Origin of the sequence: Xanthomonas hortorum (assembly GCF_024339125.1) — a bacterium.
Taxonomy (GTDB): domain Bacteria; phylum Pseudomonadota; class Gammaproteobacteria; order Xanthomonadales; family Xanthomonadaceae; genus Xanthomonas; species Xanthomonas hortorum.
Map to the genome: position 1 here is coordinate 1,061,725 of NZ_CP101417.1, position 22,867 is coordinate 1,084,591.

The window sequence follows — 22,867 nt, forward strand, 5'->3', positions numbered from 1 at the left end:
CTTGCGGCCATCCCGTTTCGATTGCTAACCGCATGCACTATACGCGCATACGTCAACGACCCACGCGCATCACTTACTCCGTCAAACCACGGTTTTCCAGCAGCGCCTTGACGCTGGGATCCTTGCCGCGGAAGTCGCGGTACAGCGTGGCAAGGTCCACGGTGTTGCCGCGCGAGAGGATCTTGGCGCGGAAGATGTCGCCGTTCTTGCGATCCAGACCGCCGTTTTCCTTGAACCATTCGAATGCGTCGTCGTCGAGCACTTCCGACCAGAAGTAGGCGTAGTAACCGGCCGAATAACCGCCGCCCCAGATGTGGTCGAAATAGCTGCTGCGATAACGCGGCGGCACTTCGGCCAGATCGACCTTGAAGCGCTTCAACGCGTCGGCTTCGAACTTGCTCACGTCCTGCAACGATGCGTCGGCCGGTTGGGTGTGCCAAGCCAGATCGAGCAACGCGGCCGAGAGGTATTCGGTAGTCGCGTAGCCGCTGTTGAAGGTCTTGGCCTTCTTGATCTTCTCCACCAGCTCGGCCGGCATCGCCGCGCCGGTCTGGTAGTGCTTGGCGTAGTTGGCGAAGACCTTGGGGTCGGAGGCCCAGTGCTCGTTGAACTGCGAGGGGAACTCGACAAAATCGCGCGAGGTGCTGGTGCCGGCGATCGAGGGGTACTTCACCTTGGAGAACATGCCGTGCAGCGCGTGGCCGAACTCATGGAACAAGGTGGTGACGTCGTCGAAACTCAGCAACGCCGGCTGGCCGGCAGCCGGCTTGGTGAAGTTGCAGACGTTGTAGACCACCGGCTTGGCGCCGGTGAGGCCGTCCTGCTCGACGAACACGTCCATCCAGGCGCCACCGGACTTGCTGTCGCGCTTGAAGTAGTCGGTATAGAACAGCGCCATCGAGGTGCCATCCGCGTCGAACACTTCATACACCTTCATGTCCGCGTGATAGGTCGGGATATCGGTGCGCTGCTTGAAGGTGATGCCGTACAGCTGCGTGGCCGCGTAGAAAACGCCGTTCTGCAGCACGTTGTCCAGTTCGAAATACGGCTTGATCTGCGACTCGTCCATGTCGTACTTGGCTTTGCGCACCTGCTCGGCGTAGAAGTCCCAATCGGACGCGGCGAGTTTGAAACCGCCGGTCTTTGAATCAGCACGCTGGGCGTCGATCACCTTCTGCATCTCGGCCACTTCGCGGCGCGCCTTGGCAGTGGCGGCCGGCACGGTGTCGGTCAGCAGCTTGAGCGCGGCGGCCGGGGTCTTGGCCATCTGGTCGCCCAGGCTGTAGGCGGCGTAGCTGTCGAAGCCGAGCAGCTTGGCCTTTTGCGCGCGCAGTTGCGCCAGGCGCTGGATGGTCTGGCGGGTGTCGTTGGCATCGCCTTTTTCTGCGCGCGTTTCCGAGGCCTTGAGCACCTCGGCGCGCAGCTGGCGGTCCTTCAGCGAGGCCAGCACCGGTTGCTGGGTGGTGTTCTGCAAGGTGAGCAGGTACTTTCCGTCGAGCTTGCGCGCCTTGGCCGCATCGGCGGCGGCGGCGATGTCGCCCTCGCTCAGGCCATCGAGCCTGGCCTTATCGTCCACCACCACCGCACCGGCAGCCGAGGCGGCGACCAGACGGGTATGGAACTGGGTGGAGAGCGTGGTCTCTTCGATATTGAGCTTGCGCAGGCTGTCCTTGTCGGCATCGGACAGCTGCGCACCGGCGCGCATGAGTTCTTCGTAATCGCGCTTGAGCAGACGCTTCTGCTCCGGGTCCAAGCTCAGCGTGTCGCGCTGGTCGTAGAGTGTTTTGACGCGTGCGAAGAGCTTGGGATCGAGATTGATTTCGTCCTGGTGCGCAGCCAGCTTGGGCGCGATCTCTTCCTGGATCTTCTGGCGTGCGTCGCTGGTATCGGCCTGCACCAGCCCGAAGAAAATGCGCGACACGCGCGAGAGCGTTTCGCCACCACGCTCCATCGCTTCGATGGTGTTGTCGAAGGTGGGCGGTTCGGGGTTGTCGGCAATTTTGCGGATCTCGGCCAACTGCAGGCGCATGCCTTCTTCGAAGGCCGGCAGGTAATCGCTGTCCTTGATCTTGTCGAACGGCGGCGCCTGGAACGGCAGCGTGCTGGGGGTGAGCAGCGGGTTCGGCGCGGCATCGGCGGCCGGGGTGGCGGCGGTCTTCTCGGGCACGGTGGTGGACTCCTTACCGGACGAATCTTTTCCAGAACAAGCAGCCAGTGCCAGGGTGATGGCAGCGGCCAGAACGACGGTACGCGACATGGCGTGTAATTCCTGATTGGGTAGAGCAGCCGGTCACGCTAGCGGGTTTGCGGGCCGCTGGCATGTGCCGTTGGATTGGATGGACGGGTTCGGTTGAGGATGTGCGCTACAACGTCTCGTCCTTGAAGATCGCCACGTGCGGCGTGCCATCGGCGCCGATCCAGCCGCGATACATGCCCTCGGTGTTGAACGGGAACGCGGCATTGCCCTGCGCGTCCAGCGCGATGGCGCCACCGTCACCACCGGCCTTGGGAATCTCCTGGTCGATCACTGCGTCGGCCGCCTGTTGCAACGACTGGCCGGCGTATTTCATGCGGGCGCAGATGTCGTAGGCGGCCACCGCGCGGATGTAGAACTCGCCCCAGCCGGTACCGGACACCGCGCACTGGCTGTTGGCGTAGGTGCCGGCGCCGATGATCGGCGCATCGCCGACGCGGCCGTAGCGTTTGTTGGTCATGCCGCCGGTGGAGGTGCCGGCGGCCAGATGTCCTTCGCGATCCAGCGCCAGCGCACCGACAGTGCCGAAGTGCTTGGCGGTTTCCAGATCGAGTTCGGCCTGGGCCTGGCGGTCGCCGGCCTCGGCCTTGAGCGCTTTCTGCAGTTGCTGCCAACGCTTGTCGGTGCGGAAATAGCTCGGGTCGACCAGGGTGACGCCTTGCTCGCGCGCGAACTGTTCGGCGCCAGCGCCGGCCAGCATCACGTGCTTGGAATGATCCATGACGCTGCGCGCCAGCTGGATCGGGTTCTTGACCGTGTGCACGCCGGCAATCGCGCCGGCCTTGCCGGTGGCGCCGTCCATGATCGCCGCATCCAGTTCGTTCTTGCCGTCATGGGTGAACACCGCACCGCGCCCGGCATTGAACTGCGGCGCGTCCTCCAGCACGGTGATGGTGGCAGCCACCGCATCCACTGCGCTGCCACCGCGTTGCAGCACCGCGTGACCGGCACGCAGCGCGCGCTGCATCGCCTCGCGCGCCTGCGCCTGTTCGTCTTTGGAAAGGCCGGCTTTTTCGACACCTGCGCCGCCATGGATCACCAGCATCGGCGTGGCGGCCAGCACCGGGCCGGCACAGAGCAGCAACGACAGGAATAAGGCGCGAGCGGACAGAGCGATCATGGTGCTTCCTCACTGCAAGTTTGTTGAGTGACCCGGCGGTGTGAGACACGGGGCGAGCCATCCTGCAGGGGCGAGGACGGCAGGTTCGTCGCAGGCAATGCACAACGTCGGCTACGTCCACGCCATTGGGTCGCCATGCCGAGCAATGATCCAATGCCCGCATCAGCCAAGCGTCGGCCAACATCCGGCGTGATGGTGTCAGGCATCATCGCGCGTTGCTTCGGCCAGACGACGCTGGAAGTCTGTTCCGAGCATCTCGTCCACCACCCCAAGTCTGGCGACAACGCTCCCAGGATCGAAAGCGCCGCCGTGGAGCACTGTCTCGGCCTCGTTGTGCATCGCATACGCCAAGTGCGCAGCGGCACGGACGGAAAGATCCGACTCGCGCTGGCTTCCGAGGTGCCCGGCCAACAAGTACCGAATCTCGTAGAGCGCAAAGGCGAACAGCTGCTCCTGTGTCGCGGTCATTCGGGCACTCCCCTCCATGACGTCTGGTCTGATCCAACCGATGCAAACCGTGGCATGCTTCAAACAGCGCCGCGCATCGGTGGGCTCACAGGCCTGCTCAAGGCGCTCGGGCCACCACCTACAGCGTATCGCGATGCTTGCCGCGCCACGGCCGGTACCAGGTGCGGATGGCGGCGATATCGGCGGCCATGTCGGTCCCGGTCCAGAACGGCTCGCCGATGCCCACGGTCTTGCTGGGATAGTCGAAATACACCGGCAGGATCGGCACCTTGGAGTCGGAGGCGATCTTCCAGAAGCCCGCCTTCCAGTTTTCCACACGCTTGCGGGTGCCTTCGGGGGTGATCACGTACCACATCTGCTCGGAGTTGCGGATCAGCCGCACCGCCTGGCCGATGGTGCCCTGCGGCGAGCTGCGGTCCAGCGGGATGGCGCCCAGTTTGCGCAGCAGCGGGCCCAGCGGCCACCAGAACAACTGCGCCTTGCCCAGCACGCGCACATCGAAGCCCAGCGCGAACTTGGCCGCAAAGCCGACAAAGCCGTCCCAGTTGGACGAATGCGGGGCCACGATCATCACCAGCTTGGGTTCGTCGGGCAACCGCCCGAGCAGGCGCCAGCCGGTCAGGCGCAAGGCGGTACGGCCCAGCCAGCGGCCGAAACGACCGTGCGCACGCGGCATTCTGGGTGGGGTTGGCTGCAGCAGGATGTTGGCCTGTGTTACCGGTGGCAACGACGGGTCGGTGTGACTCACGCTTACTCCCAGTGGGACGCAGAGCGTCCACGCTTGATATGGCTGCGCTCACGCTTGGCATCCAGCCGCCGCAGCTTGGCACCATGACTCGGTTTGGTGGCGACCCGGCGCTTGGGCACCGACAGGCACGCATTGATGATTTCGACCAGCCGCTCGCGCGCATCCTCGCGGTTGCGGTCCTGGGTGCGGAAGCGCTGCGCGTCGATCACCAGCACGCCCTCGGCGGTCATGCGGCGGTCGCGCCGCGACAGCAGCCGCGCGCGCAGCGGTTCGGGCAGCGACGGCGATCCGGCCACGTCGAAACGCAGCTCCACCGCGGTGGAGACCTTGTTGACGTTCTGCCCACCCGCGCCGCTGGCGCGCACGAAGCGTTCGACGAGTTCGCTGGGCGGGATCGTCAGGCTGGGAGTGATCTGGATCGGGTCGCTGGCCATTGTCCGGCGATTGTATCGGCACCGGCATGGACGCGCGCGCGAACGCCGGCTCCCGTATGCTGCGGCCGGTCCCCAGTTTGCAGGATGCTCCGATGACACCACCTCGTTCCGTTGCCACCGTCCGCGCCTTCGCGCGCCGTCTGATCGTGCTGGCCGCACTGGCACTCGCCACGCCCGCTGCGTTTGCGCAGGCGCCCAGCGATGCCGACGTCAACCGATTGCTCGCGGCCTCACGCGCGCAGACCATGCTGGACACGATGCTGCCGCAGATCGAAGCGATGCAGCAGCAGCAATTCGCCCAGCTCACCGCGCAGCGCCAGCTCGATGCCGGCCAACAGGCGCAGTTGCAGCGCATCCAGGATCGCACCCGCCAGACCGTGCGCAAGGCGCTGTCGTGGTCGGAGCTGCGCCCGATGTATGTGGACATCTACAAGCGCTCGTTCTCGCGCGAGGACGTGCTGGCCATGGCCGAGTTCTATGAGAGTTCGGCCGGCCAGAGCCTGCTCGACAAGACCCCGGCACTGACCCAGAACCTGATGGGCGCGATCCAGCAGAAGATGCTGCCGCTGTTTGCCGATCTGCAGAAGGATCTGGAGAAGATCGTCAATGAGCCGGCGGCGGCGCAGAAGCCCTGAAGGGCTGGGATTGGGGAATTGGGATTGGGGAATCGGGATTGGGGATTCGTAACAGCGTGGTTCCTGCAACGGATGCGGATGCTAGGTCGATTGCGTTGACGATTCCGGCGGTGCCCCAGCTTTCCTCCAGGGGGAGAAGCCTGCTCCAGCCCCTCTCCGACAGGAGAGGGAGTTGGGGTGAAGGCGGTAAGCGGCGAAGCCGCGCGTGCATCCAAACTCCACCAGGCTTCGCTCGCACCCTCATCCGCCCCTACGGGGCACCTTCTCCCGAGGGGAGAAGGAACAGTCAAGCCCCTCTCCCGTCGGGAGAGGGGTTGGGGTGAGGGTACGACTGCCTACAAACGTTGCCGCTCGACGTTGGTGCACTGACAGATCGACGTTGATGCACTGACACATCCATGACCACGCCGCATCACTGCACGTGTGTCGTGCCTTGCAATCCCGCCACGTCCCACCCGAACAATGCACACGCTTTCGCAAACTCCACATCCAGCGGCGCCACCACGCTGATGCGCCTGCCATCGGCCGGATGCGGGAAACCCAGGCGTTCGGCGTGCAACAACATGCGGTGGATGCTGAGCATGCGGAAGCTGCGGTTGTGGCGGCCATCGCCATGGCTGGTGTCGCCGATCATGTGGTGCGACAGGTGCTTAAGATGCCGGCGGATCTGGCGAAAGCGCCCGGTCTGCGGCTGGCAACGCAGCAAGGCATAGCGCGAGGTGGCAAAGCCGGTGGACGGGATGTCGAGCTCGCCGGTGGCCAGACGCTGGAAGTGGGTCACCGCCGGCTTCTTGATCGGTTTGCCCGGGCCGCCGTCCAGGTCGTGATCGACGATGAAGCGCGGCTCGGCCGGCCAGCCGCGGCACACCGTCAGATAGTCCTTCTCCAATTCGCCGGCCATCAAGGCCTTGCCCAGCGCGCTGGCGGTGTCGCGATCGAAGGCCAGCAACAGGCAGCCGCTGGTGGCGCGGTCGAGCCGGTGCACCAAAAAGATCGGGCGGCCCAGCTGCACGCGCAGACGGTCCGCAAGAAAATCGTCCTCCCCGCGCGCCAGCTTGCTGTCGTGGACCATCAGGCCCGCGGGTTTGTCGACAACGGCCAGGACGGCGTCCTGGTAGAGAGTCTGCAATGGATCAGGGGATGTGCTCACCGGCGGATTATCCGCATCGCTGAGACCGCGTGCCACTGCGTCAACGCGCCACTCAACCCGTTGACCTGGCCAGAGTGGTGGACGAGCATGCGGAAGCGCACCATTGCGGCGTGCTTCCCATGCGCATGTTCCTGCTGCTTGCCTGATGGCGGTTGCTCCGCTGGCCCAGGTGCTGGACCAACCGTATGACGACCATGCCGACCACTTCTTTGAGCGCGTCTCGCATACGCACAACGCGCTAGTCTGACCTGGGCGACAGGCTGGAACTTTAGCGGCGTGATGCCACCGCCTGTGCCTTCATTTTCTTCAGGCCGGTCTCGATGTGATTCAGCTGATCGACGGCCGTGATCCGCGTCCCAGGATCCAAGTGGCTCTGGCGATTGATCTCAGCGCTGACCGTGTTGGCGACGTCCAGATTCTTCTTTCTGTACGCGGCAAGCTTTCGCTTGTCGATTTTCTTTTTATGCTCCAGCGCGGTGATCTGGCTCTCGATGCGTTCGGTACGCTCTCCGAAGTACCGCCCTTGTTCGTCATCGACCACGAAGACCAACGTTGCAACGTTTCCCGCAGAATAATCGTTGGTCGGCGTGGCTTCCAGATGTGCCCCTGCAAGCAGGCTGTAGATGGATTCCTGCGTGTTGAGCGTGCCCTGCACCGGCTGCGACCGTCCGGGATTGGTGATCTTCGGGTCCAAACGCACGACGCAGCCGGTCTGCCGCGACCACTCCTTCAATGCCGAGCCGATCATTTGCGCCGGGATATCCACGCGCACGGGTTTGTCGAGGCCGCACTCATTGGCAGCTGCAGGTCCTGCCGCACCGATCAACAAGAGTGATAAAAGCAAATGGCCGCGGTTCTTATACATCATAAAGTTCTCCGAAAAAAAGAGTTGCAGAGTTGCATCGACCAGCCGGACGGCGACAACACGCATGCCCGGCGCACAGCAATCAACATCAAAAGCATGTCTTTCGCGCTGCGGATCGTGAGCAAGCCTAACTTCCCCATCGAAACCGCGCAGGTTTTCTGAGCAGGAAGCAGACTGGTTCAATACCGGCAGATGATCGGATGGATAGTTACAGACTTTCCGCCGTCATCCCACGCGCGGGGCTTCGGCCCAGTGCTAACGTCTTCGTTTGGACGGCCGATCCGGCGCGCGCGCTCAGCGCGCAGACATGTAGCGCGCGTCGGCAGATCCGGCGCCCTATTTCATTCCGCCAACCGATGCTCATGGATTGCATACGACCATCCGCGCAGTGATCACCAGCTTCCAGGGCCACAACGAGGTTTCCGCCCATGGCGCATGTAATCACGCTCTCTGGCGCCAGCCGACCAATGCGTCTTGACGCCTCAACGGCAAGCGCTGTGGCACACCGCTGCGCCACAGCGTTTCGCATCAGCGGCGCAGCCAGGCGATCAGCAAGGCCACCGAGCCGGCTGTGCCACTGACCCAGCTCCACACCGGCACCGTGCCCAGGTACCAGCCATTCGGATGCAGGCCATACAGCACGGCGGCGACCACCAGCAGGCCGCTGCCGGTGATGGCAGTGACCACGCGCGTCTGCAACTTGCGCAGGCTCACATCCAGCGCGCGCAACTCGGCCGAGCGGATATCGAGCTGATGGCGGCCCTCCACCTGCTGCTTCAACCAGCTGTGCACCAGGCGCGGCATGTCCGGCGCATGTGTCATGATTTCAGGCAACCGCTTGCGCAATTCGCCCAGCACCCGACGCGGGCTGTAACGCTCGCGCAGGATGCGTTCGAGCACCGGCCGCGCCACCGCCCAGATATCCAGCTTGGGATCGAGCTGGCGGCCGACGCCTTCGATGTTGAGCAAGGTCTTCTGCAAAAGGATCAGCTGCGGCTGCAGCGTCAATTCGTAACGCTGCGCGACGCGGAACAATTTGATCAGCACTTCGGCCAGCGAAATCTCCGACAACGGCCGGGTGAAGTACGGCTCGCACACCGAGCGCGCGGCCGCTTCCAGTTCGTCGATGCGCACGTTGTCCGGCATCCAACCTGCTTCCACGTGCAACTCGGCCATGCGGCGATAATCCTTGTGGAAGATCGCCATGAAGTTCTCGGCCAGGTAGTACTGATCTTCCTGCGAGAGCTGGCCCATGATGCCGAAATCCAGCGCGATGAAGCGCGGATTGAGCCGGCGCTCGGGATCGCTGTCGACCCAGATATTGCCGGCGTGCGCATCGGCATGGAAGAAATTGTCGCGGAACACCTGCGTGTAGAACACGCGCACGCCCTTGGCCGCCAGCGCCTTGCGGTCGATACCGGCCGCATCGAGCTTGGCGATGTCGTCGGACGGAATGCCGTACACGCGCTCCAGGGTGAGTGCACGCTCGGCGGTGTGCGACCAGATCACCTCGGGCACGTACAGATCGTCCGAGCCTTCCCAGAAGCGGCGCAGCACGCTGGCGTTGGCGCCTTCGCGTTGCAGATCGAGTTCGGCCGACAAGGTGGCTTCGATCTCGGCCACCACTTCGCGCGGGCGGATCTTGTCCGCACGCGGGTGGGTGCGCTCGACAAGGGTGGCCAACGAATGCAGCAAGGCGATATCGGCATCGATCTGGCGCTCGATGTCCGGGCGCAGCACCTTGACCACCACTTCGCGGCGCACGCCGTTGGCATCCGGCGGTAGCGTGGCCGCATGCACCTGCGCGATCGAGGCCGAGGCCAACGGTACGGTGTCGAATGCGGCGAATGCCACGCTCACCGGCAGGCCCAGCGCGCGCTCCACGATCAGCCGCGCAACGTCGCCGTCGAACGGTTTGACCCGGTCCTGCAGCAGGGTCAATTCGTCAGCGACGTCGGCCGGAATCAGGTCGCGCCGGGTCGACAGGATCTGCCCGAACTTGACGAAGATCGGCCCCAGTTCCTGCAGCGCCAGGCGCAGGCGCGCACCGCGCGATTGCGCGGCGATCTCGGCGCTGGCACGCGGCACGAATGGCTTGGCCAGGCGCAGCCAGCGCTCGGCCGGCGTGCCTTGCAGCAAGACGTCCAGCCGATAGCGCAGGATCACCCGGCCGATGCGGCTGGCACGCAGCAGCGCCTTCATGCCGCACCTCCGGCAGCACGCAGGCGGGTGACGCGTGCGGCCAGCCGTTCGACGTCGTCGCGCAGTTCGTCGACATCGTCGTGGAATGCTTCCAGTTCGGCGCGTGGCACCACATCGCGCGATTCTTCGGTGACGAATTCAGCCGCGCTGTGCGCCAGATCCACTGCACTGCGGCGCGCCTGCTGCAGCGCTGCACGCACCGCGCCGGCGATCTGCACGCCCAGGATGTCGCCAAACACTGCCACGAACGGCAGTTGCCAATCCGGATCGAACCGCCCTGCCAGTTGTTGCAGCTGGCGCGCCAGTTCGGCATCGCCGGAGACCTTGAGCCGGCCCGCCGGCGCACCACTGCGGCGCGCATTGGCCAGAAACGGCAGCTGGCCGAGCAGGCCGGCCAGGGTGCTGCGCACGGCGAGGTCTGGCTCCTGCGTTTGGTCCACCGAGCCGACCAGCAGCCGGCGCTCGTGCACACGGATCTGCAAGGCCAGTGCGGGGGCCTCCAGGGTCAGCGCGATGCGCTGGCCTTCCAGCGGCAACAGGGCGTCGCGGGTATCCGGGTCCAGCGCCAGCGCGCGATTGAGCGCGGCTTGCAGGGCCTGGCCGGCGAGCGGCTTGAGTGAGTTGAGCAGTGATCCGGGCATGGGCCCATTCTACCGTCCCCGCATGTCGCAACTGCTTGATGGTGAGCTGGCGAGTGCACGCCGGAGGCGGACGCGGCGGCCACGGCAGCTCGCCTTGGTGGCAAGGCCGCTTGCGTCGGTCGTGGAGGACTTCCTTCAGCGCGCCGGCCGCAGGCATGCTGGCGACCTCATTGAACAGGTGGCAGGAGCAGGCGATGCGCAAGATCCGGGTCGGTCTCATCTTCGGCGGCAAATCGGCCGAGCACGAGGTCTCGCTGCAATCGGCGAGAAATATTCTGGATGCGCTCGATCCGCAGCGCTTCGAGCCGGTGCTGATCGGCATCGACAAGCAAGGCCAGTGGCACGTCAACGACCCCGACAGTTTCCTGCTCAATGCCGACGACCCGGCGCGCATCGCCTTGCATCGCAGCGGTCGCGGCGTGGCGCTGCTGCCGGGCGCGCACCAGCAGCAATTGCGCCCGACCCAGCCGGAGCAGGCGCTGGCGCAAATCGATGTGGTGTTTCCGATCGTGCACGGCACGCTGGGCGAGGACGGCTCGCTGCAAGGGTTGTTGCGCATGGCCAATCTGCCCTTCGTCGGCTCCGGCGTGCTCGGCTCAGCAGTGGCGATGGACAAAGACATGGCCAAGCGCGTGCTGCGCGATGCCGGGCTGGAGGTGGCGCCGTTCGTGTGTTTCAACCGCCACACCGCCGCACACGCCGACGTGCATGCGTTGGTTGCGCAGTTCGGTTTGCCGTTGTTCGTCAAACCGGCCAATCAAGGCTCATCGGTCGGCGTCAGCCAGGTGCGCACTGCGGAGGAGTTTGCCGCCGCACTCGCGTTGGCGCTGGCGTATGACCACAAGGTGCTGGTGGAAGCAGCGGTGACCGGGCGCGAGATCGAATGCGCCGTGCTGGGCAATGCCACGCCGCAGGCCAGCGTATGCGGTGAAGTGGTGGTGCACGACGCGTTTTATTCTTACGAGACCAAGTACATCAGCGAACACGGCGCCGAGATCGTGATTCCGGCCGACATCGATGTGCAGACACAGCAGCACATCCAGCAGATCGCCGTGCAGGCTTATCAGGCGCTGGACTGCGCCGGCATGGCGCGTGTGGACGTGTTTCTCTGCGCAGATGGCCGCATCGTGATCAACGAGGTCAACACGCTGCCGGGTTTCACCCGGATCAGCATGTATCCCAAGCTATGGCAGGCAAGCGGGCTGGACTATCGGAGTTTGATCACGCAGTTGATCGAGCTGGCATTGCAGCGGCACGCTGATGATCAACTGCTGCGTAGTGCGGTGGAACCGCGCTGATGAGTCCATCGCAGGTGCGCGAGGTGCAGTTGCACGATCATCCGGCACTGCTTGCACTCAACAACGCGCATGCCACCGAATTGTCGTTCAGCAGGCACGTGCAATATCTCGAAAAACTGCTTTAAAACAGCCACAACACAGCTGTAGATCCCTCATAACGCAGATGACCCGCCTCCTTGCGGAAGCGGGCCATCTGAGCATCAATCGGCAGCGCCGCTGCCGTGACGTATCGCAGCTAAGTGGTTAAACCTTGCCGCGACGGAACATCGAGATCACTGCCAGGATCAGGAACACCACAAACAGGATCCAGGCGATGTTGGTCGCCGCACCGGCGATACCACTGAAGCCCAGCACAGCGGCGATGATGGCGATGACGAAGAAAATGATGGCGTAATGCAGCATGGCAAGGATTCCAGAAGTTGTCGTGCCGAATCGGCGCAGACGTATCCTGAAGATATGGCGGTCTTTACCGGGTGATGGCGATGTCGTTGGAAGATGAGGATCGCAGCCGCTGTAGGCCTTCTTCGATGCTGATACTAGGTATATAACCAAAGTCGCGACGCGCCGGTTCCATGCTGTACCAATGCGGCGTGCACAATTGTTCCACCAGAAAACGCGTCAACGGCACTTCGCCTGGCAGACGCAACAGTGGCCACATGGTCTCGCACACCGCACCGATTCTGTAGGCGGTCTTGAACGACAGCGAACGCGTCACTGCCGGTGCATCCACCGCAGCCAGCAAGCGATTGAGCAACTCGCGCATCGGCAAAGGTTCGCCATTGGAAATGAAGTACGCCTTGCCTGCGCAGGCAGCCCCGTGCGCGAGGTGCTCGAACGCATCGAAGTGCGCTTGTGCGGCGTTGTCGATGTAGGTGCTGTCCACCAGGTTGCTGCCGTCGCCGACCATGCGCAGGCGACCGGCACGCGCACGCGCTGCCAGGCGCGGCAGCAGGTGATTGTCGCCCGGCCCCCAGATCAGACGCGGACGCAAGGCCACCGTCGCCAGCTGCGCATCGTTGGCCGCCAGCACCGCGCGCTCGGCGATCGCCTTGGTGGCCGCATACGCTGCGCGCAGGTCTTCGCCGTAGGGCACTTCGTCGGCCCCCAGACCTTCCACCGGATTGGTGGCGCGATGGGTGACGCTAGGTGTGGAGGTGTAGATCAGGCGCGGCACGCCATTGGCACGACACGCGTCGATCACGTTCTGCGTACCGACCACATTGGCCTGGTGATAGCTGTCGTAGCTGCCCCACGCACCGGCTTTGGCGGCGTTGTGGAAGACCGCATCGATACCGGCGAAGGCGTGTCGCACCGCTTGCGGGTCGGCCAGGTCGCCACGGATCTGGCCCACGCCCAAGGTCTGCAGAATCGGGTAATCGCCGCGCTGGAAACTCACCACCTCATGCCCGCGCGCGCGCAGGCCGCGGCACAACGCCTGGCCGAGAAAGCCACCACCACCGGTCACCAGCACCTTCATTGCGCCACATCCATTGTTCCTGCAGGGCGCACACAATAGCCGGACCGGACTGTGATCGCGACGCCGCGCGCGCGGCCGGCCGCCTGTGGCTTACGCAAGCCATTGATCGCAAAGAGCTTCATAAATCTTCATCGAGACATCAGGCAGTTCATTCGCGCTGCTGGCGTCATGGCCGGACCCTGGATCGCTGGAGTCATCATGACCCGCCTATCGCTGCTGTTGTCCGCCCTGCTCGTCATCTTCCCGCTGCATGCCGCCCCGCCTATTGCTTCTCCAAGAACCGCCTCTGCAAAGGCCGCCACTCCAGGAATTGCCACACCCGGTCCATCGGCTGCCGCGTCACCGGCTGTGCCTCCAGCGGCCACCATGCCACCCGCCCTGGATGACGGCTGGCCGGTCGCCAGCACTGCCGCTGGCGGCTGGAACCTGCCCGTGCTGGCGCAGATGGAACAGGCACTGGCTGCCGATCTGGCGCCATCCACCACCAGCGTGCTGATCGTGCGCGATGGCGTACTGGTCTACGAACACTACCTGGGCGATGCCGATCGCCAGACCTTGCACGACACCCGCTCGTTGACCAAGAGCGTCACCGGGCTGCTGGTCGGTGCAGCCATCGAGCGCAAGTTGATCCCCAACGCGCAAGCCAAGGTCTACGACTACTTCGGCGATCGCCAATGGCAGCATCCCGATCCACGCAAGCGCGACATCACCATCGAAGACCTGCTCACGATGAGCTCGCAGCTGGAATGCAACGACGACAACGCCTTCTCCGCCGGCAACGAAGAACGCATGTACGTGAGTGCGGACTGGACGCAGTTCGCCCTGGATCTACCGATCCGTGGCTACGCGCCATGGATGCAGCGGCCCGCGCAAAGCCCGCACGGCCGCGCGTTTTCGTATTGCACCGCAGGCTCCTTCCTGCTCGGTGCGGTGCTGGAAAAAGCCAGCGGACAGCGGCTGCAGGCGTTCTCCGCACAGGTGCTCGAAAAGCCGCTCGGGATCGATCAGGTGCAGTGGAATGTGTCGTCCGAAGGGGTAGGAATGGGCGGTGGCGGCACCCGTTATCGCAGCCGCGACCTGGCCAAACTCGGCCAGTTGCTGCTTGCACAGGGACGTTGGCAAGGCCGCCAAGTGATTGCCGCCGACTGGATACGCACGATGACCAGCGTGCATGCGCAGGCACGCGAGGATGCCGATTATGGCTACCAACTCTGGCACTTCCTGTTTCCGGTGCACGGCGTGCAACGCGACACCTGGGCGATGTCCGGCAATGGCGGCAACTACGTCTTCGTCGTACCCGCAGAACGGTTGGTGGTAGTGCTCACGCGCAGCGCCTACAACACCCGGCAGATGCACCAGCAATCACATCGGTTGCTGACCGACTATGTGCTCAAGGCGCTGCCTGAGGGCAACCAAGCGCGCTAACGAAACCTCTCCAAAACTGCATCGATAGCGCCAACCCGCTGGCTGCACTCGCCTTCGTTGACGAGTGGAGTGATGTCAGGAATGGCAGTGACATTGCAGATCGAAAGGAGCCGATCAGACCCCACCGCATCTGAACGCCGCGCTGCATGCAATGCTCGCAACACTGCTTGTAACCACGCACACCGACCCTCTCGACTGGTCCTTGCCCGGCCACCGTCGCGGGACCTTACGCGGCATGGATGCCGCGTAAGAGCTTACAAGGACGTACTTGCAGCGTGTCCCGCGATGGTGGCCGGGCAAGGGCCCTGCAGAAAAACCGCAGACCAAGCGCTCTACACCCGAGGCATCCGCGCCGCTCGATCAGCTTTCAAGGCAACCGAGAGCTTGAGCTTCGGCGCAGTTGGATGCTCCCAAGCCGAGCGGGTCGAGGGCGCGATGCCCTCACCGTTTGCGGGACACGCCGTGAACCCATCCCTGGGGGCTCGGTGGCGGCATCCATGCCGCCACACGGTCCCGCAAGCGGTGAGGACATCGCACCTGTCTACGTGGTCGTGTGCTGATGAAAACTACAAACCCGGCCGCGCCCGGCTAGCAGTGTGTGTAGTAATTTTCCGAAGTGGCTTACCGCACGACTACGCAATGAGCAGCGAGCGCAGTTGCTCTATGCGGCATACAGCGCATGTACTGCGATTTGAGCGTGAAGCGCATCCAAACGAATCGATGCAGTGTCTTAGCCCCGCTCGGACACGGCATCTGCCGGCAACAGATTGCGGCGACGCAGTTGCGCACGCTGGGCAGCAAGATCGGCATCGATACGTGTCAGCAACGCAGCAAACTCCGGCAAAGCGCGCAGCGGCTGCAGCAACGGCGACTGACGCAGATAGCCGGCGTTGCGGTAGCCGGCGGCTTCGGCATGCTGCAGGGCGCGCATCGCCGCGTCCGGCGCATCCGCACACAGCAGCAGCATTGCCGCATCGATTGCATCGAACGGGTCGCCGCCGCGCTCCACGCTGACCAACAAATCCTGCGCGCGCACATGCAGCGTCGCGGCTGCCGGTGGCGGCTGCGCCTGCAGTGTCCAGGCTACGGTCTGCGCGAAGCTGCCCTGCGGTCGGAGCTGCACTGCACGCAGCGCCGCTGCGCGCGCAAGCGCTTTGTCGCCACGCAGCCACGCAAGCTCGGCCTGCAGCAACGATAGCCCGGCATATTCGGTGCCGCGGCTCTGCGCCTCGCTCAACGCCGTCTGCGCTTCGGCCGCGCGGCCATGTTCGAACAGGAACGTGGGCCAGGCCAGATTGGAGAAAGGATCGTCCGGGTACAGCTGAAAATTTTTTCGGTAGCGCGCCTCGGCTGCACTCGCATAACCGAGCAGACTCAGATTGCTGGCGATCTGGATCGGCAAAAATCGCACGCGCGTCGGGTCGTGCACCGCCAGATTGGCCGACAGCGCCTGCACCAATTTCCCCTGGCGCTCGTACAGATACGCAGCCGAGCCGCGCACCGCATCGGCACTGGGATCCAGCTGCAGTGCCTGTTCGTAGGCTGCCAAGGCATCGCCATTGCGGCCCTGACAATCCAGCGCATAACCACGCGCGGCGTACGCTGCCGCAAGGCCCGGTTGCACGGCCACAACAGCATCGGCCAGTCGCAAGGCTTGCAGCGCAAACGCTGCATCACTGTCGTATTGGCACACGCGCGCACTGTAGGCGCGGCTGAGGCCGAGTTGCGCCTGTCGATCGTCCGGTGCTTCCTGCAGGCGTTGGCGATACAAGCCGATAGCGCGTTCGTTGTCGTCGCGCTGGCCGATGCCGGCGTAGTAATCGGCACGCTGCAACAATGCGGCTTGCGCTGGTGGCGCATCACGCGTTTGCAGCCACCAGGTCGCGCCAACACCAACGCAGAGCAGCAGCGCACCTACCGCAACGATCCAGGCACCACGGCGCGGCACCGCACCCGCAGGCGGTGCTTCGTCCAACTGCACCGGCACGCACAGCTGATAGCCCTGCCCGCGCACCGAGCGCAGGTAACGCGGTTGCCGCGAGTCGTCGTCCAAGGCTTGCCGCAACAGGCGCACACGCTGGGTGACGGTTTCTTCGTTGACCAGCGCCGGTGCCCACACGTTCTGGATCAACTCGTCGAAATCGACTACCCGCTGCCCCTGCTGCAGCAAATAGTGCAGCAGGCGGAAGCTCAGCCCGCCAACCTCGAGCGCGACACCGCCGCGCTCCACGCGCTGACGCGCCACATCGATGCGCAGGTCATCCAGACGATAACGTGCGCGCATCGTTGGGGCTCAGTGCGACTGCTGCGACGCCCAGACCGCCAGCTTTTCGCGACCGATCTTGGCGTTGTGGCGGATGTCCACCGGAAACCCGGAATGGCGCAGAAACCGCGCGATTCCTGCAGTGTGCGGGTGCGCAGCGCCCAACGCACGCAATGCGGTTTCCACTTGCGCAAACGCCGATGCCGAAACACCCGGCTGCAATTCCACGCACAGCACGGGTTGTTGTTGTCCGGCTGCGCCCACACCGACCAACGCGGTGCGCCGCACCTGCGCATGCACGTTGAACACCGGCTCCACCTGCTCGGTGTAGAGCGGGCCCGTTGCAGTTTCCACGCGATGGGTCTTGCGCCCGCAGAACCACAAGCGCCCTTCCGCATCGAAATACCCCACATCGCCCATGCGATGCACGATGCGCTCGCTGCCATCACTGCTGCGCTCACGGATCTTGGCGATCCGCGTGGCCGCGTCGCGGTTGAAGTAGGTATCGGTGGTGGTGGGACCGGCAACGGTGATCTCGCCGACCTCGCCCACCGCCAGCACGCGCGCGCCGCTCCACTCGGGAATGGCCGCATCGTCGATGGCGATGATGCGCACTTCATTGGGCGCGACCACGTGACCCACGCAGGTACCGGCGCCTGCCTCGGTGGCTGCACGGGTGGCATCCAGCGTGCGGCCTTCGATCGCTGCCACCGGCAGACACTCGGTGGCGCCGTACGGCGTCCAGAATTGCGCCTCTGCCGGCAGCAGCGCGCGGATCTTGGCCACCACATCCGGCGGCACCGGCGCACCGGCCGAGGTGGCCAGGCGCACGTTGGGCAGTGGCTGGCCATAGTCTGCCAACACGCGCATCAATGCCGGCGAGCCGAACAACTGCGTCACACCGAAGCGGTTGATCGCATCATGCAATTTGCGCGGATCGGCGGTGGCCGGGCGGGTCGGATCCATATCCGGAATCACCGAGGTCAGCCCCAATGCCGGATCGAACAAGGCAAACGGCGGAAAAGTCGGCAGATCCACACCACCGGGCTGCATGTCGAAGGCATTACGCAGCAACTCGATCTGCCCGACAAAATGCCGATGCCGATACACCACACCCTTCGGCACGCCGGTGGAGCCGCTGGTGAACAGAATGGCGGCCACATCGTCCGGCGCAGTGGCGGCCAATTGACTGCCGGCGTTGGCGCCATCGCGCTCCACGCGCGCCAGCGTCACTCCGCCCCAGCCGTAGCGGCCACCGACGGTGACGATCTGCTTGGCAGAGCGCGCCCAACGCAACAGACGACGCGCCAGCTGCGCCAGCGGAATACCGATAAACGCCTGCGGCTGCGCTTCGTCCAGGCATTGCTTGAGCGCGCGCTTGTCGATACCCGGATCTACCAGCACCGGCACCGCACCTGCCTTGAACAACGCAAACATCAACAGGAAGAACTCCGGCGACGGACGCACCATCACCACCGCGCGCGCGCCACGTCCGATGCCATGCAGTGCCAGCCCGGCGGCGATCGCATCGCTGCGTGCGTCCAGCTCGGCATAGCTCAAGGTCACATCGTAGGCAGCAAATCCATTGGCGGCGCGACGGCCCGGGCAGCGGATGGCGATCTGCTCGGGGCGCTCGCGCGCGAGTTCCGGCAGGGTGGCGGCGATATTGCAGAGAAGAGTTGTCATTGCCGCATTATCACCCATGCGCCGACGATGCCGCCCCGCTTGCATCATTTCAAACGTCATACGCCCGATGGAGCGCGCCGGCATCGCCTATCCCGAGTTGCCCTGATGACGCGCCATGCGGCCATAGCGATGCGGTGCAGGGTTCGCACTAAATTTCCTGCCCAATGTGCGACTCGCCCCCATCGTGTACATGCGCTTGCCCAACTTGCGCAGATGAACCGCTAACAGGCGCGCGTCCGTGCCACTTGTATCGTGGCGTGGTTCGGTCAGAATGCCGCGCTCTCCACGTTGTTTCGCCGCGCAAGGCCCGGCATGCCATGGCACATCCCTGCCTCACCTGCGGCGCTTGCTGCGCCTACTTCCGCGTCAGTTTCCACTGGAGCGAAGCCGACCCCGCATTGGGCGGCAGGGTGCCGATCGAGCTGACAGAGTCATTGCGCACGCACGAGCGCGTCATGCGCGGCACCTCGCAATCGCAGCCGCGCTGCATCGCACTGGACGCGGACATCGGTCGCTACAGCCGCTGCAGCATCCACGACCGGCGCCCCTCCTCCTGCGCCGCCGTGCCGGCCTCGCTGGAGTTTGGTGAGCGCAGTGCGCAATGCGACAAGTCGCGATTGGCGCACGGCCTGCACGCGCTCACCGAGGCCGATTGGCTCGGCGTGGACGACGCGCAGCGCAATCCGCTGCCGCCGCTGTAACGGCGCTGCGAGTGCGGCATCCACTCGCAACGACCCACAGAACGACTGCGTGGCCGATTCTCTCCACTTGTCCATCCGCTTTTGTGCGCAGCTGGCACAGCGCCTGCTGTGCGCCTGCATGAGTAAACCAGCGGCGCTTACAGTGGATTGTGCTCCAAAAACGCACGGATCGCCGGCACCAGCACTTCGTGCTTGTCTTCCAGCACGTAGTGATTGGCATCGTCGAACGCGGTGACTTCGGCATTCGGCAATGCCTTACGGAAGCCGGCCAGGAAGTGCTTGTCGAAGCAGATATCGCGCAGCCCCCACGCGATGAAAGCCGGGCGGTCGGCAAACGAGGGCAATGCCTGCGCCGAGCGTTCCAGCAGCGACCACGCCTGGTCGGCGGGCGACAGCGGAATGTCCTGCATGAAGCGAATGGTGGAGATGCGGTTGCGCCAGTTGTTGTACGGCGCTACATACGCGCGACGCACGGCGGCCGGCATCCGCCGCGATACGCCAAACCACGAAGCACCGGAGGAAAACGCATTGAACGTGCGGATAAACCACTCGCCCGGCCGCCAATGCCGGCCCATCGCAATCTGCCACGGCATCGGTTTCTCCGGCGGCAACGGGAATGCAGCGGTGTTGGTGATCACCAGCCGCCTGACCTGCGCGTGATGCGACAACGCCCAGCCAAAGCCGATCATGCCGCCCCAATCGTGCACCGCCAGCGTGATCGGCTCGCTGATACCCAGATGCCGCAACAGCGTGTCCAGATCGTCCACGCGCGACTGCAAGGTGTAGTCGTAACGCGGCTGTGCGTCGGGCGCATCGTCCGGCTTGTCGGACAGCCCCATGCCGATATGGTCGGGCACGATGCAGCGGTAACGATCCGACAGGCCACTCACCAGGTTCCGCCACAGATAACTCCACGACGGATTGCCGTGCAGCATCACGACCACCTCGCCATCGCGCGGACCTTCGTCCAGATACGACATCGCAATGCCGGGACGCACCTCAAGGCGCTTGGGAGTGAAGGGATAGCCGGGGTAGGTCATGGCAAAGGTATCCAATTCGTTTCAAGAGAAGCTGCGTGATGCAGATGTTGACGTGGCACGTACAGACGAGGAGCACCACGGTGATCGCCGTATTGCGACATCTCCAACGCGTGGCAGATGTAGGAGTACACAGCCAGCGTCATTCCGCTTCCCGCAAATGCATCCGATAAGTCGGCAGTTGGTGCCCATCACTGGATAGCAGGTGCAGAAACGCCGGATGCAGGAACAATTTTTCTTTACCCAGGCGCTGCTCTTGCAGCATGCCGATATCTACCAGTTCCTTGAGATGGCGTGCAGCGGTCTGCCGGGTGACGCCCATCACGTCCACCACATTCTGGATGCGGCAGTACGGCTGATTGAAGATCACTTCAACGAGTTCGCGGCTGTAGGCCTTGGGAGCGTGTTCTCGCACGTGGTCACGCGCCTGCGTCTCCAATCCGCGGATTGCCTGGATCTTTGCCGTCGTCCATGCAGCGGTCTCGGCAACAGCTGCGAGCATGTACTGAATCCATTCGGCCCAGCGACCATGCCGTGTGACATCTAGTAGCAAGCGGTAGTAGTCGCTGCGATGGCGGATGATGTAGCGCGACAGGTACAGCACGGGAACATCGAGCAACCCTTGCTCGATCAGCATCAGCAGATTCAAGACACGTCCGGTGCGCCCATTGCCATCGGTGAACGGGTGGATCGCTTCGAACTGGTAGTGCGCCACCGCCATCCGAATCAGCGGATCGATGTCGGTGTGCTCGTGAATAAAGCGCTCCCAGTTCGCCAGCTTGTCGCGCAGCAATGCCTCGCCAACGGGCGGGGTATAGATGATCTGATGGATCTGCTCATTGGCCAGCGCAGTCCCGGGCACGCGACGGATCTGCATCTGCACGGCCTTGATGCGGCTGCACACCACCACGGCAGTGTCGGTACATAGCGGTCGTCGCCGCAGCGACTGGAACCCTTCGTAAAGCGCGCTGCGGTAACGCAGGGCTTCTTTGGTTGCCGGGTTCTGGGCGCGTTCCTGATCGTCTGCATAACGGAACAAGTCGTCCGTTGTGGTGACGATATTTTCGATCTCCGAACTGGCCTGTGCTTCCAGGATCGGGATCGTGTTGATGAGCACTGCCGGATTGGGCAACAGCGCGGTGGCCTGCTTCAGCTCGGCCAGCGCGGTGCGTGCAACGATGCAGGCCTTGAGCAGGCTGCGCGTTTCGATGTCTCCCGCCGGAGGAAGCGGCGGGAGCGCGTTGTACGGCTGCTCGGGGTTGAACACCAGCGTGTCGTCCATGCCTACACCGGTCATGTTGCAAGAGCGAACATGATGCAATGACGTGTACTAAAAATCCATTTTTTTTAACACGTCACTAGGTGCAACTCACCAAACCACTTCCGCCATCGAGCAATTCAGCCCCGACCCGATACCCATCAGCGCGATCCGGTCGCCCTTCTTCAGGCGGCCCAGCTCCTTGAGCTTGCTGAGCACGATCGGCACCGACGCCGGGCCGATATTGCCGTGCTCGCCGAAGATGGTCATGACCTTGGCCGGGTCGATGCCGAACGACTTCACGAACGAGGCGGTATGCGGGCGGCTGACCTGATGGATGACGAACTGGTCCAGCTCGTCCACCGCCCAGCCCATCGCCTGCTTGGCGGCCAGGAAGGTCTTCTGCGCCAGCTTGATGCCTTCGATCAGCAGCAGCCGGGTGTCGGTGACCATGCGGTCCAGGTTGCCCCGGCACAGCTTGTTCCACTCGGTGGCCGAGCGGGTCACGCCGCCCTTGTAGCGCGGCGCGTCGGGCACCAGCTCGGTGCGCGCCATCACCATGGCCGCAGCGCCGCAGCCTAACGTCAGCGCGGCGAGTTCGTTGCGGAACTCTTCCTCGGTGACGTCCGGCGAGGTCATGCGCTCCAGCGTTTTTTCGTAGACCAGGTTGGCGGTCTCGCCATCCACGACCAGCGCGTAGTCGATCTCGCCACGCTCCAGCATGCGGGCGGCGATGTCCATGCCGTTGATGAAGGCAAGGCAGGCATTGGCCACGTCGAAGGTCACGCAATGGTCGCCGACCCCGAGGTTGCCGGACACGATGGAGGCCGTGGACGGCTCCAGGTAGTCGCGGCTCACCGAGGTGTTGACCAGCAGGCCGATCTTTTCGATGCCGATGCCGGCGTCGATCAGGGCCTTGCGTGCGGCCAGCGTGGCGGCGTCCGATGCCTGGACATCCTGGTCCCACAGGCGCCGTGCATGGATACCGGCAACGTCGCCCAACACGTCGGTCTTGATCCCGAGACGGTCGTAGGTCGGTTGCAGGCGCTCGTTGATTTCCTTGGAAGTCAGCGTGTGCGGCGCATCAATATGCGCCAGTCCCGCGATGGAGACATTCTGGAAGAGCATCGAAATAGCGCCATGGCGTCAGGCGAGGGGGCGTCAGTCTAGCTGCTGGCCGCTTTTACCGCATCTTTACAATTGAA

At 64.0% G+C, this 22,867-nt stretch carries 21 protein-coding genes; 5 read left to right on the plus strand and 16 right to left on the minus strand.

All coding sequences use genetic code 11. The annotated features are described in order from the left end of the window. Positions 1–73: 73 nt before the first annotated feature. The 5 genes from dcp to arfB form a co-directional block, all read right to left on the minus strand. Positions 74–2,257 (minus strand): peptidyl-dipeptidase Dcp, encoded by a 2,184-nt coding sequence (dcp, locus tag NMB96_RS04440; protein WP_255086371.1) that lies wholly within the window; start codon positions 2,255–2,257, stop codon positions 74–76. A gap of 106 nt (positions 2,258–2,363) precedes the next feature. After that, positions 2,364–3,374 carry an isoaspartyl peptidase/L-asparaginase family protein gene (locus NMB96_RS04445; RefSeq protein WP_023902160.1) on the minus strand — a complete coding sequence of 337 codons (1,011 nt, stop codon included), beginning with the start codon at positions 3,372–3,374 and terminating at the stop codon, positions 2,364–2,366. 198 nt (positions 3,375–3,572) lie between these two features. Continuing rightward, complete coding sequence (locus NMB96_RS04450; RefSeq protein ID WP_023902159.1) at positions 3,573–3,842, minus strand: hypothetical protein; 270 nt, start codon at positions 3,840–3,842, stop codon at positions 3,573–3,575. A gap of 118 nt (positions 3,843–3,960) precedes the next feature. After that, entirely contained in the window at positions 3,961–4,590 is a 630-nt protein-coding gene (locus NMB96_RS04455) for a lysophosphatidylcholine acyltransferase (protein WP_023902158.1), read from the minus strand. Between the two features lie 2 nt (positions 4,591–4,592). After that, positions 4,593–5,024 (minus strand): alternative ribosome rescue aminoacyl-tRNA hydrolase ArfB, encoded by a 432-nt coding sequence (arfB, locus tag NMB96_RS04460; RefSeq protein WP_023902157.1) that lies wholly within the window; start codon positions 5,022–5,024, stop codon positions 4,593–4,595. Positions 5,025–5,080: 56 nt separating this feature from the next. Here arfB and NMB96_RS04465 point away from each other — a divergent pair, with 56 nt between their 5' ends. Further along, positions 5,081–5,659 carry a DUF2059 domain-containing protein gene (locus NMB96_RS04465; RefSeq protein WP_084217995.1) on the plus strand — a complete coding sequence of 193 codons (579 nt, stop codon included), beginning with the start codon at positions 5,081–5,083 and terminating at the stop codon, positions 5,657–5,659. Between the two features lie 412 nt (positions 5,660–6,071). Here the strand turns inward: NMB96_RS04465 and NMB96_RS04470 are convergent, their stop codons facing one another. From NMB96_RS04470 to NMB96_RS04485, 4 genes are all read right to left on the minus strand, one after another. Next, positions 6,072–6,845 carry a pseudouridine synthase gene (locus NMB96_RS04470; protein ID WP_023902155.1) on the minus strand — a complete coding sequence of 258 codons (774 nt, stop codon included), beginning with the start codon at positions 6,843–6,845 and terminating at the stop codon, positions 6,072–6,074. A gap of 232 nt (positions 6,846–7,077) precedes the next feature. Further along, positions 7,078–7,857: a hypothetical protein gene (locus NMB96_RS04475; RefSeq protein ID WP_183086607.1), complete on the minus strand. Its 780-nt coding sequence runs from the start codon at positions 7,855–7,857 to the stop codon at positions 7,078–7,080. Between the two features lie 345 nt (positions 7,858–8,202). Next, entirely contained in the window at positions 8,203–9,876 is a 1,674-nt protein-coding gene (ubiB, locus tag NMB96_RS04480; RefSeq protein WP_183086606.1) for a ubiquinone biosynthesis regulatory protein kinase UbiB, read from the minus strand. After that, entirely contained in the window at positions 9,873–10,517 is a 645-nt protein-coding gene (locus tag NMB96_RS04485; RefSeq protein WP_023902150.1) for a ubiquinone biosynthesis accessory factor UbiJ, read from the minus strand. Before NMB96_RS04485 ends, ubiB begins: the two co-directional genes overlap by 4 nt. A 194-nt stretch (positions 10,518–10,711) precedes the next feature. Between NMB96_RS04485 and ddlA the strand changes: the two genes are divergently transcribed. Both ddlA and NMB96_RS04495 read left to right on the plus strand, forming a co-directional pair. Next, entirely contained in the window at positions 10,712–11,815 is a 1,104-nt protein-coding gene (ddlA, locus tag NMB96_RS04490; RefSeq protein ID WP_183086605.1) for a D-alanine--D-alanine ligase, read from the plus strand. Further along, complete coding sequence (locus tag NMB96_RS04495; RefSeq protein ID WP_255086373.1) at positions 11,815–11,940, plus strand: hypothetical protein; 126 nt, start codon at positions 11,815–11,817, stop codon at positions 11,938–11,940. The genes ddlA and NMB96_RS04495 overlap by 1 nt, the downstream gene beginning before the upstream one ends. Positions 11,941–12,058: 118 nt before the next feature. Here the strand turns inward: NMB96_RS04495 and NMB96_RS04500 are convergent, their stop codons facing one another. Further along, complete coding sequence (locus tag NMB96_RS04500) at positions 12,059–12,217, minus strand: DUF1328 domain-containing protein (protein WP_003468167.1); 159 nt, start codon at positions 12,215–12,217, stop codon at positions 12,059–12,061. Positions 12,218–12,281: 64 nt separating this feature from the next. Further along, positions 12,282–13,292, minus strand: coding sequence for a 2-alkyl-3-oxoalkanoate reductase (gene oleD / locus NMB96_RS04505; RefSeq protein ID WP_043888831.1), 1,011 nt, complete (start codon positions 13,290–13,292; stop codon positions 12,282–12,284). 444 nt (positions 13,293–13,736) lie between these two features. On the opposite strand from oleD, the gene NMB96_RS04510 reads away from it, so the two are divergent. Continuing rightward, entirely contained in the window at positions 13,737–14,717 is a 981-nt protein-coding gene (locus NMB96_RS04510) for a serine hydrolase domain-containing protein (protein ID WP_343237630.1), read from the plus strand. 730 nt (positions 14,718–15,447) lie between these two features. Here NMB96_RS04510 and NMB96_RS04515 read toward each other — a convergent pair. Together NMB96_RS04515 and oleC are read right to left on the minus strand one after the other, a co-directional pair. Continuing rightward, entirely contained in the window at positions 15,448–17,001 is a 1,554-nt protein-coding gene (locus NMB96_RS04515) for a winged helix-turn-helix transcriptional regulator (protein WP_255086375.1), read from the minus strand. A 9-nt stretch (positions 17,002–17,010) separates the two neighbouring features. Further along, a complete protein-coding gene (gene oleC, locus NMB96_RS04520) occupies positions 17,011–18,666 on the minus strand; it encodes an olefin beta-lactone synthetase (protein ID WP_043888830.1) in 1,656 nt (551 codons plus the stop codon). A gap of 317 nt (positions 18,667–18,983) precedes the next feature. Between oleC and NMB96_RS04525 the strand changes: the two genes are divergently transcribed. Further along, positions 18,984–19,367, plus strand: a complete 384-nt coding sequence (locus tag NMB96_RS04525) for a YkgJ family cysteine cluster protein (protein WP_043888829.1) — start codon at positions 18,984–18,986, stop codon at positions 19,365–19,367. Positions 19,368–19,504: 137 nt separating this feature from the next. Here the strand turns inward: NMB96_RS04525 and NMB96_RS04530 are convergent, their stop codons facing one another. The 3 genes from NMB96_RS04530 to NMB96_RS04540 all read right to left on the minus strand — a co-directional run bounded on the left by NMB96_RS04530 (position 19,505) and on the right by NMB96_RS04540 (position 22,790). Next, complete coding sequence (locus tag NMB96_RS04530) at positions 19,505–20,407, minus strand: alpha/beta fold hydrolase (protein ID WP_023902140.1); 903 nt, start codon at positions 20,405–20,407, stop codon at positions 19,505–19,507. Positions 20,408–20,546: 139 nt separating this feature from the next. Continuing rightward, entirely contained in the window at positions 20,547–21,686 is a 1,140-nt protein-coding gene (gene fic, locus NMB96_RS04535; RefSeq protein ID WP_183086604.1) for a protein adenylyltransferase Fic, read from the minus strand. Between the two features lie 87 nt (positions 21,687–21,773). After that, positions 21,774–22,790, minus strand: coding sequence for a 3-oxoacyl-ACP synthase III (locus NMB96_RS04540; RefSeq protein WP_023902138.1), 1,017 nt, complete (start codon positions 22,788–22,790; stop codon positions 21,774–21,776). Positions 22,791–22,867: the final 77 nt, after the last annotated feature.

Coding starts and splice junctions, on each gene's coding strand:
- dcp (WP_255086371.1), bottom strand. CDS start 2,257: ATGTCGCGTACCGTCGTTCTGGCCGCTGCCATCACCCTGGCACTGGCT.
- NMB96_RS04445 (WP_023902160.1), bottom strand. CDS start 3,374: ATGATCGCTCTGTCCGCTCGCGCCTTATTCCTGTCGTTGCTGCTCTGT.
- NMB96_RS04450 (WP_023902159.1), bottom strand. CDS start 3,842: ATGACCGCGACACAGGAGCAGCTGTTCGCCTTTGCGCTCTACGAGATT.
- arfB (WP_023902157.1), bottom strand. CDS start 5,024: ATGGCCAGCGACCCGATCCAGATCACTCCCAGCCTGACGATCCCGCCC.
- NMB96_RS04465 (WP_084217995.1), top strand. CDS start 5,081: ATGCTGCGGCCGGTCCCCAGTTTGCAGGATGCTCCGATGACACCACCT.
- ubiB (WP_183086606.1), bottom strand. CDS start 9,876: ATGAAGGCGCTGCTGCGTGCCAGCCGCATCGGCCGGGTGATCCTGCGC.
- NMB96_RS04485 (WP_023902150.1), bottom strand. CDS start 10,517: ATGCCCGGATCACTGCTCAACTCACTCAAGCCGCTCGCCGGCCAGGCC.
- ddlA (WP_183086605.1), top strand. CDS start 10,712: ATGCGCAAGATCCGGGTCGGTCTCATCTTCGGCGGCAAATCGGCCGAG.
- NMB96_RS04495 (WP_255086373.1), top strand. CDS start 11,815: ATGAGTCCATCGCAGGTGCGCGAGGTGCAGTTGCACGATCATCCGGCA.
- NMB96_RS04500 (WP_003468167.1), bottom strand. CDS start 12,217: ATGCTGCATTACGCCATCATTTTCTTCGTCATCGCCATCATCGCCGCT.
- oleD (WP_043888831.1), bottom strand. CDS start 13,292: ATGAAGGTGCTGGTGACCGGTGGTGGTGGCTTTCTCGGCCAGGCGTTG.
- NMB96_RS04510 (WP_343237630.1), top strand. CDS start 13,737: ATGGAACAGGCACTGGCTGCCGATCTGGCGCCATCCACCACCAGCGTG.
- NMB96_RS04515 (WP_255086375.1), bottom strand. CDS start 17,001: ATGCGCGCACGTTATCGTCTGGATGACCTGCGCATCGATGTGGCGCGT.
- oleC (WP_043888830.1), bottom strand. CDS start 18,666: ATGACAACTCTTCTCTGCAATATCGCCGCCACCCTGCCGGAACTCGCG.
- NMB96_RS04525 (WP_043888829.1), top strand. CDS start 18,984: ATGGCACATCCCTGCCTCACCTGCGGCGCTTGCTGCGCCTACTTCCGC.
- NMB96_RS04530 (WP_023902140.1), bottom strand. CDS start 20,407: ATGACCTACCCCGGCTATCCCTTCACTCCCAAGCGCCTTGAGGTGCGT.
- fic (WP_183086604.1), bottom strand. CDS start 21,686: ATGGACGACACGCTGGTGTTCAACCCCGAGCAGCCGTACAACGCGCTC.
- NMB96_RS04540 (WP_023902138.1), bottom strand. CDS start 22,790: ATGCTCTTCCAGAATGTCTCCATCGCGGGACTGGCGCATATTGATGCG.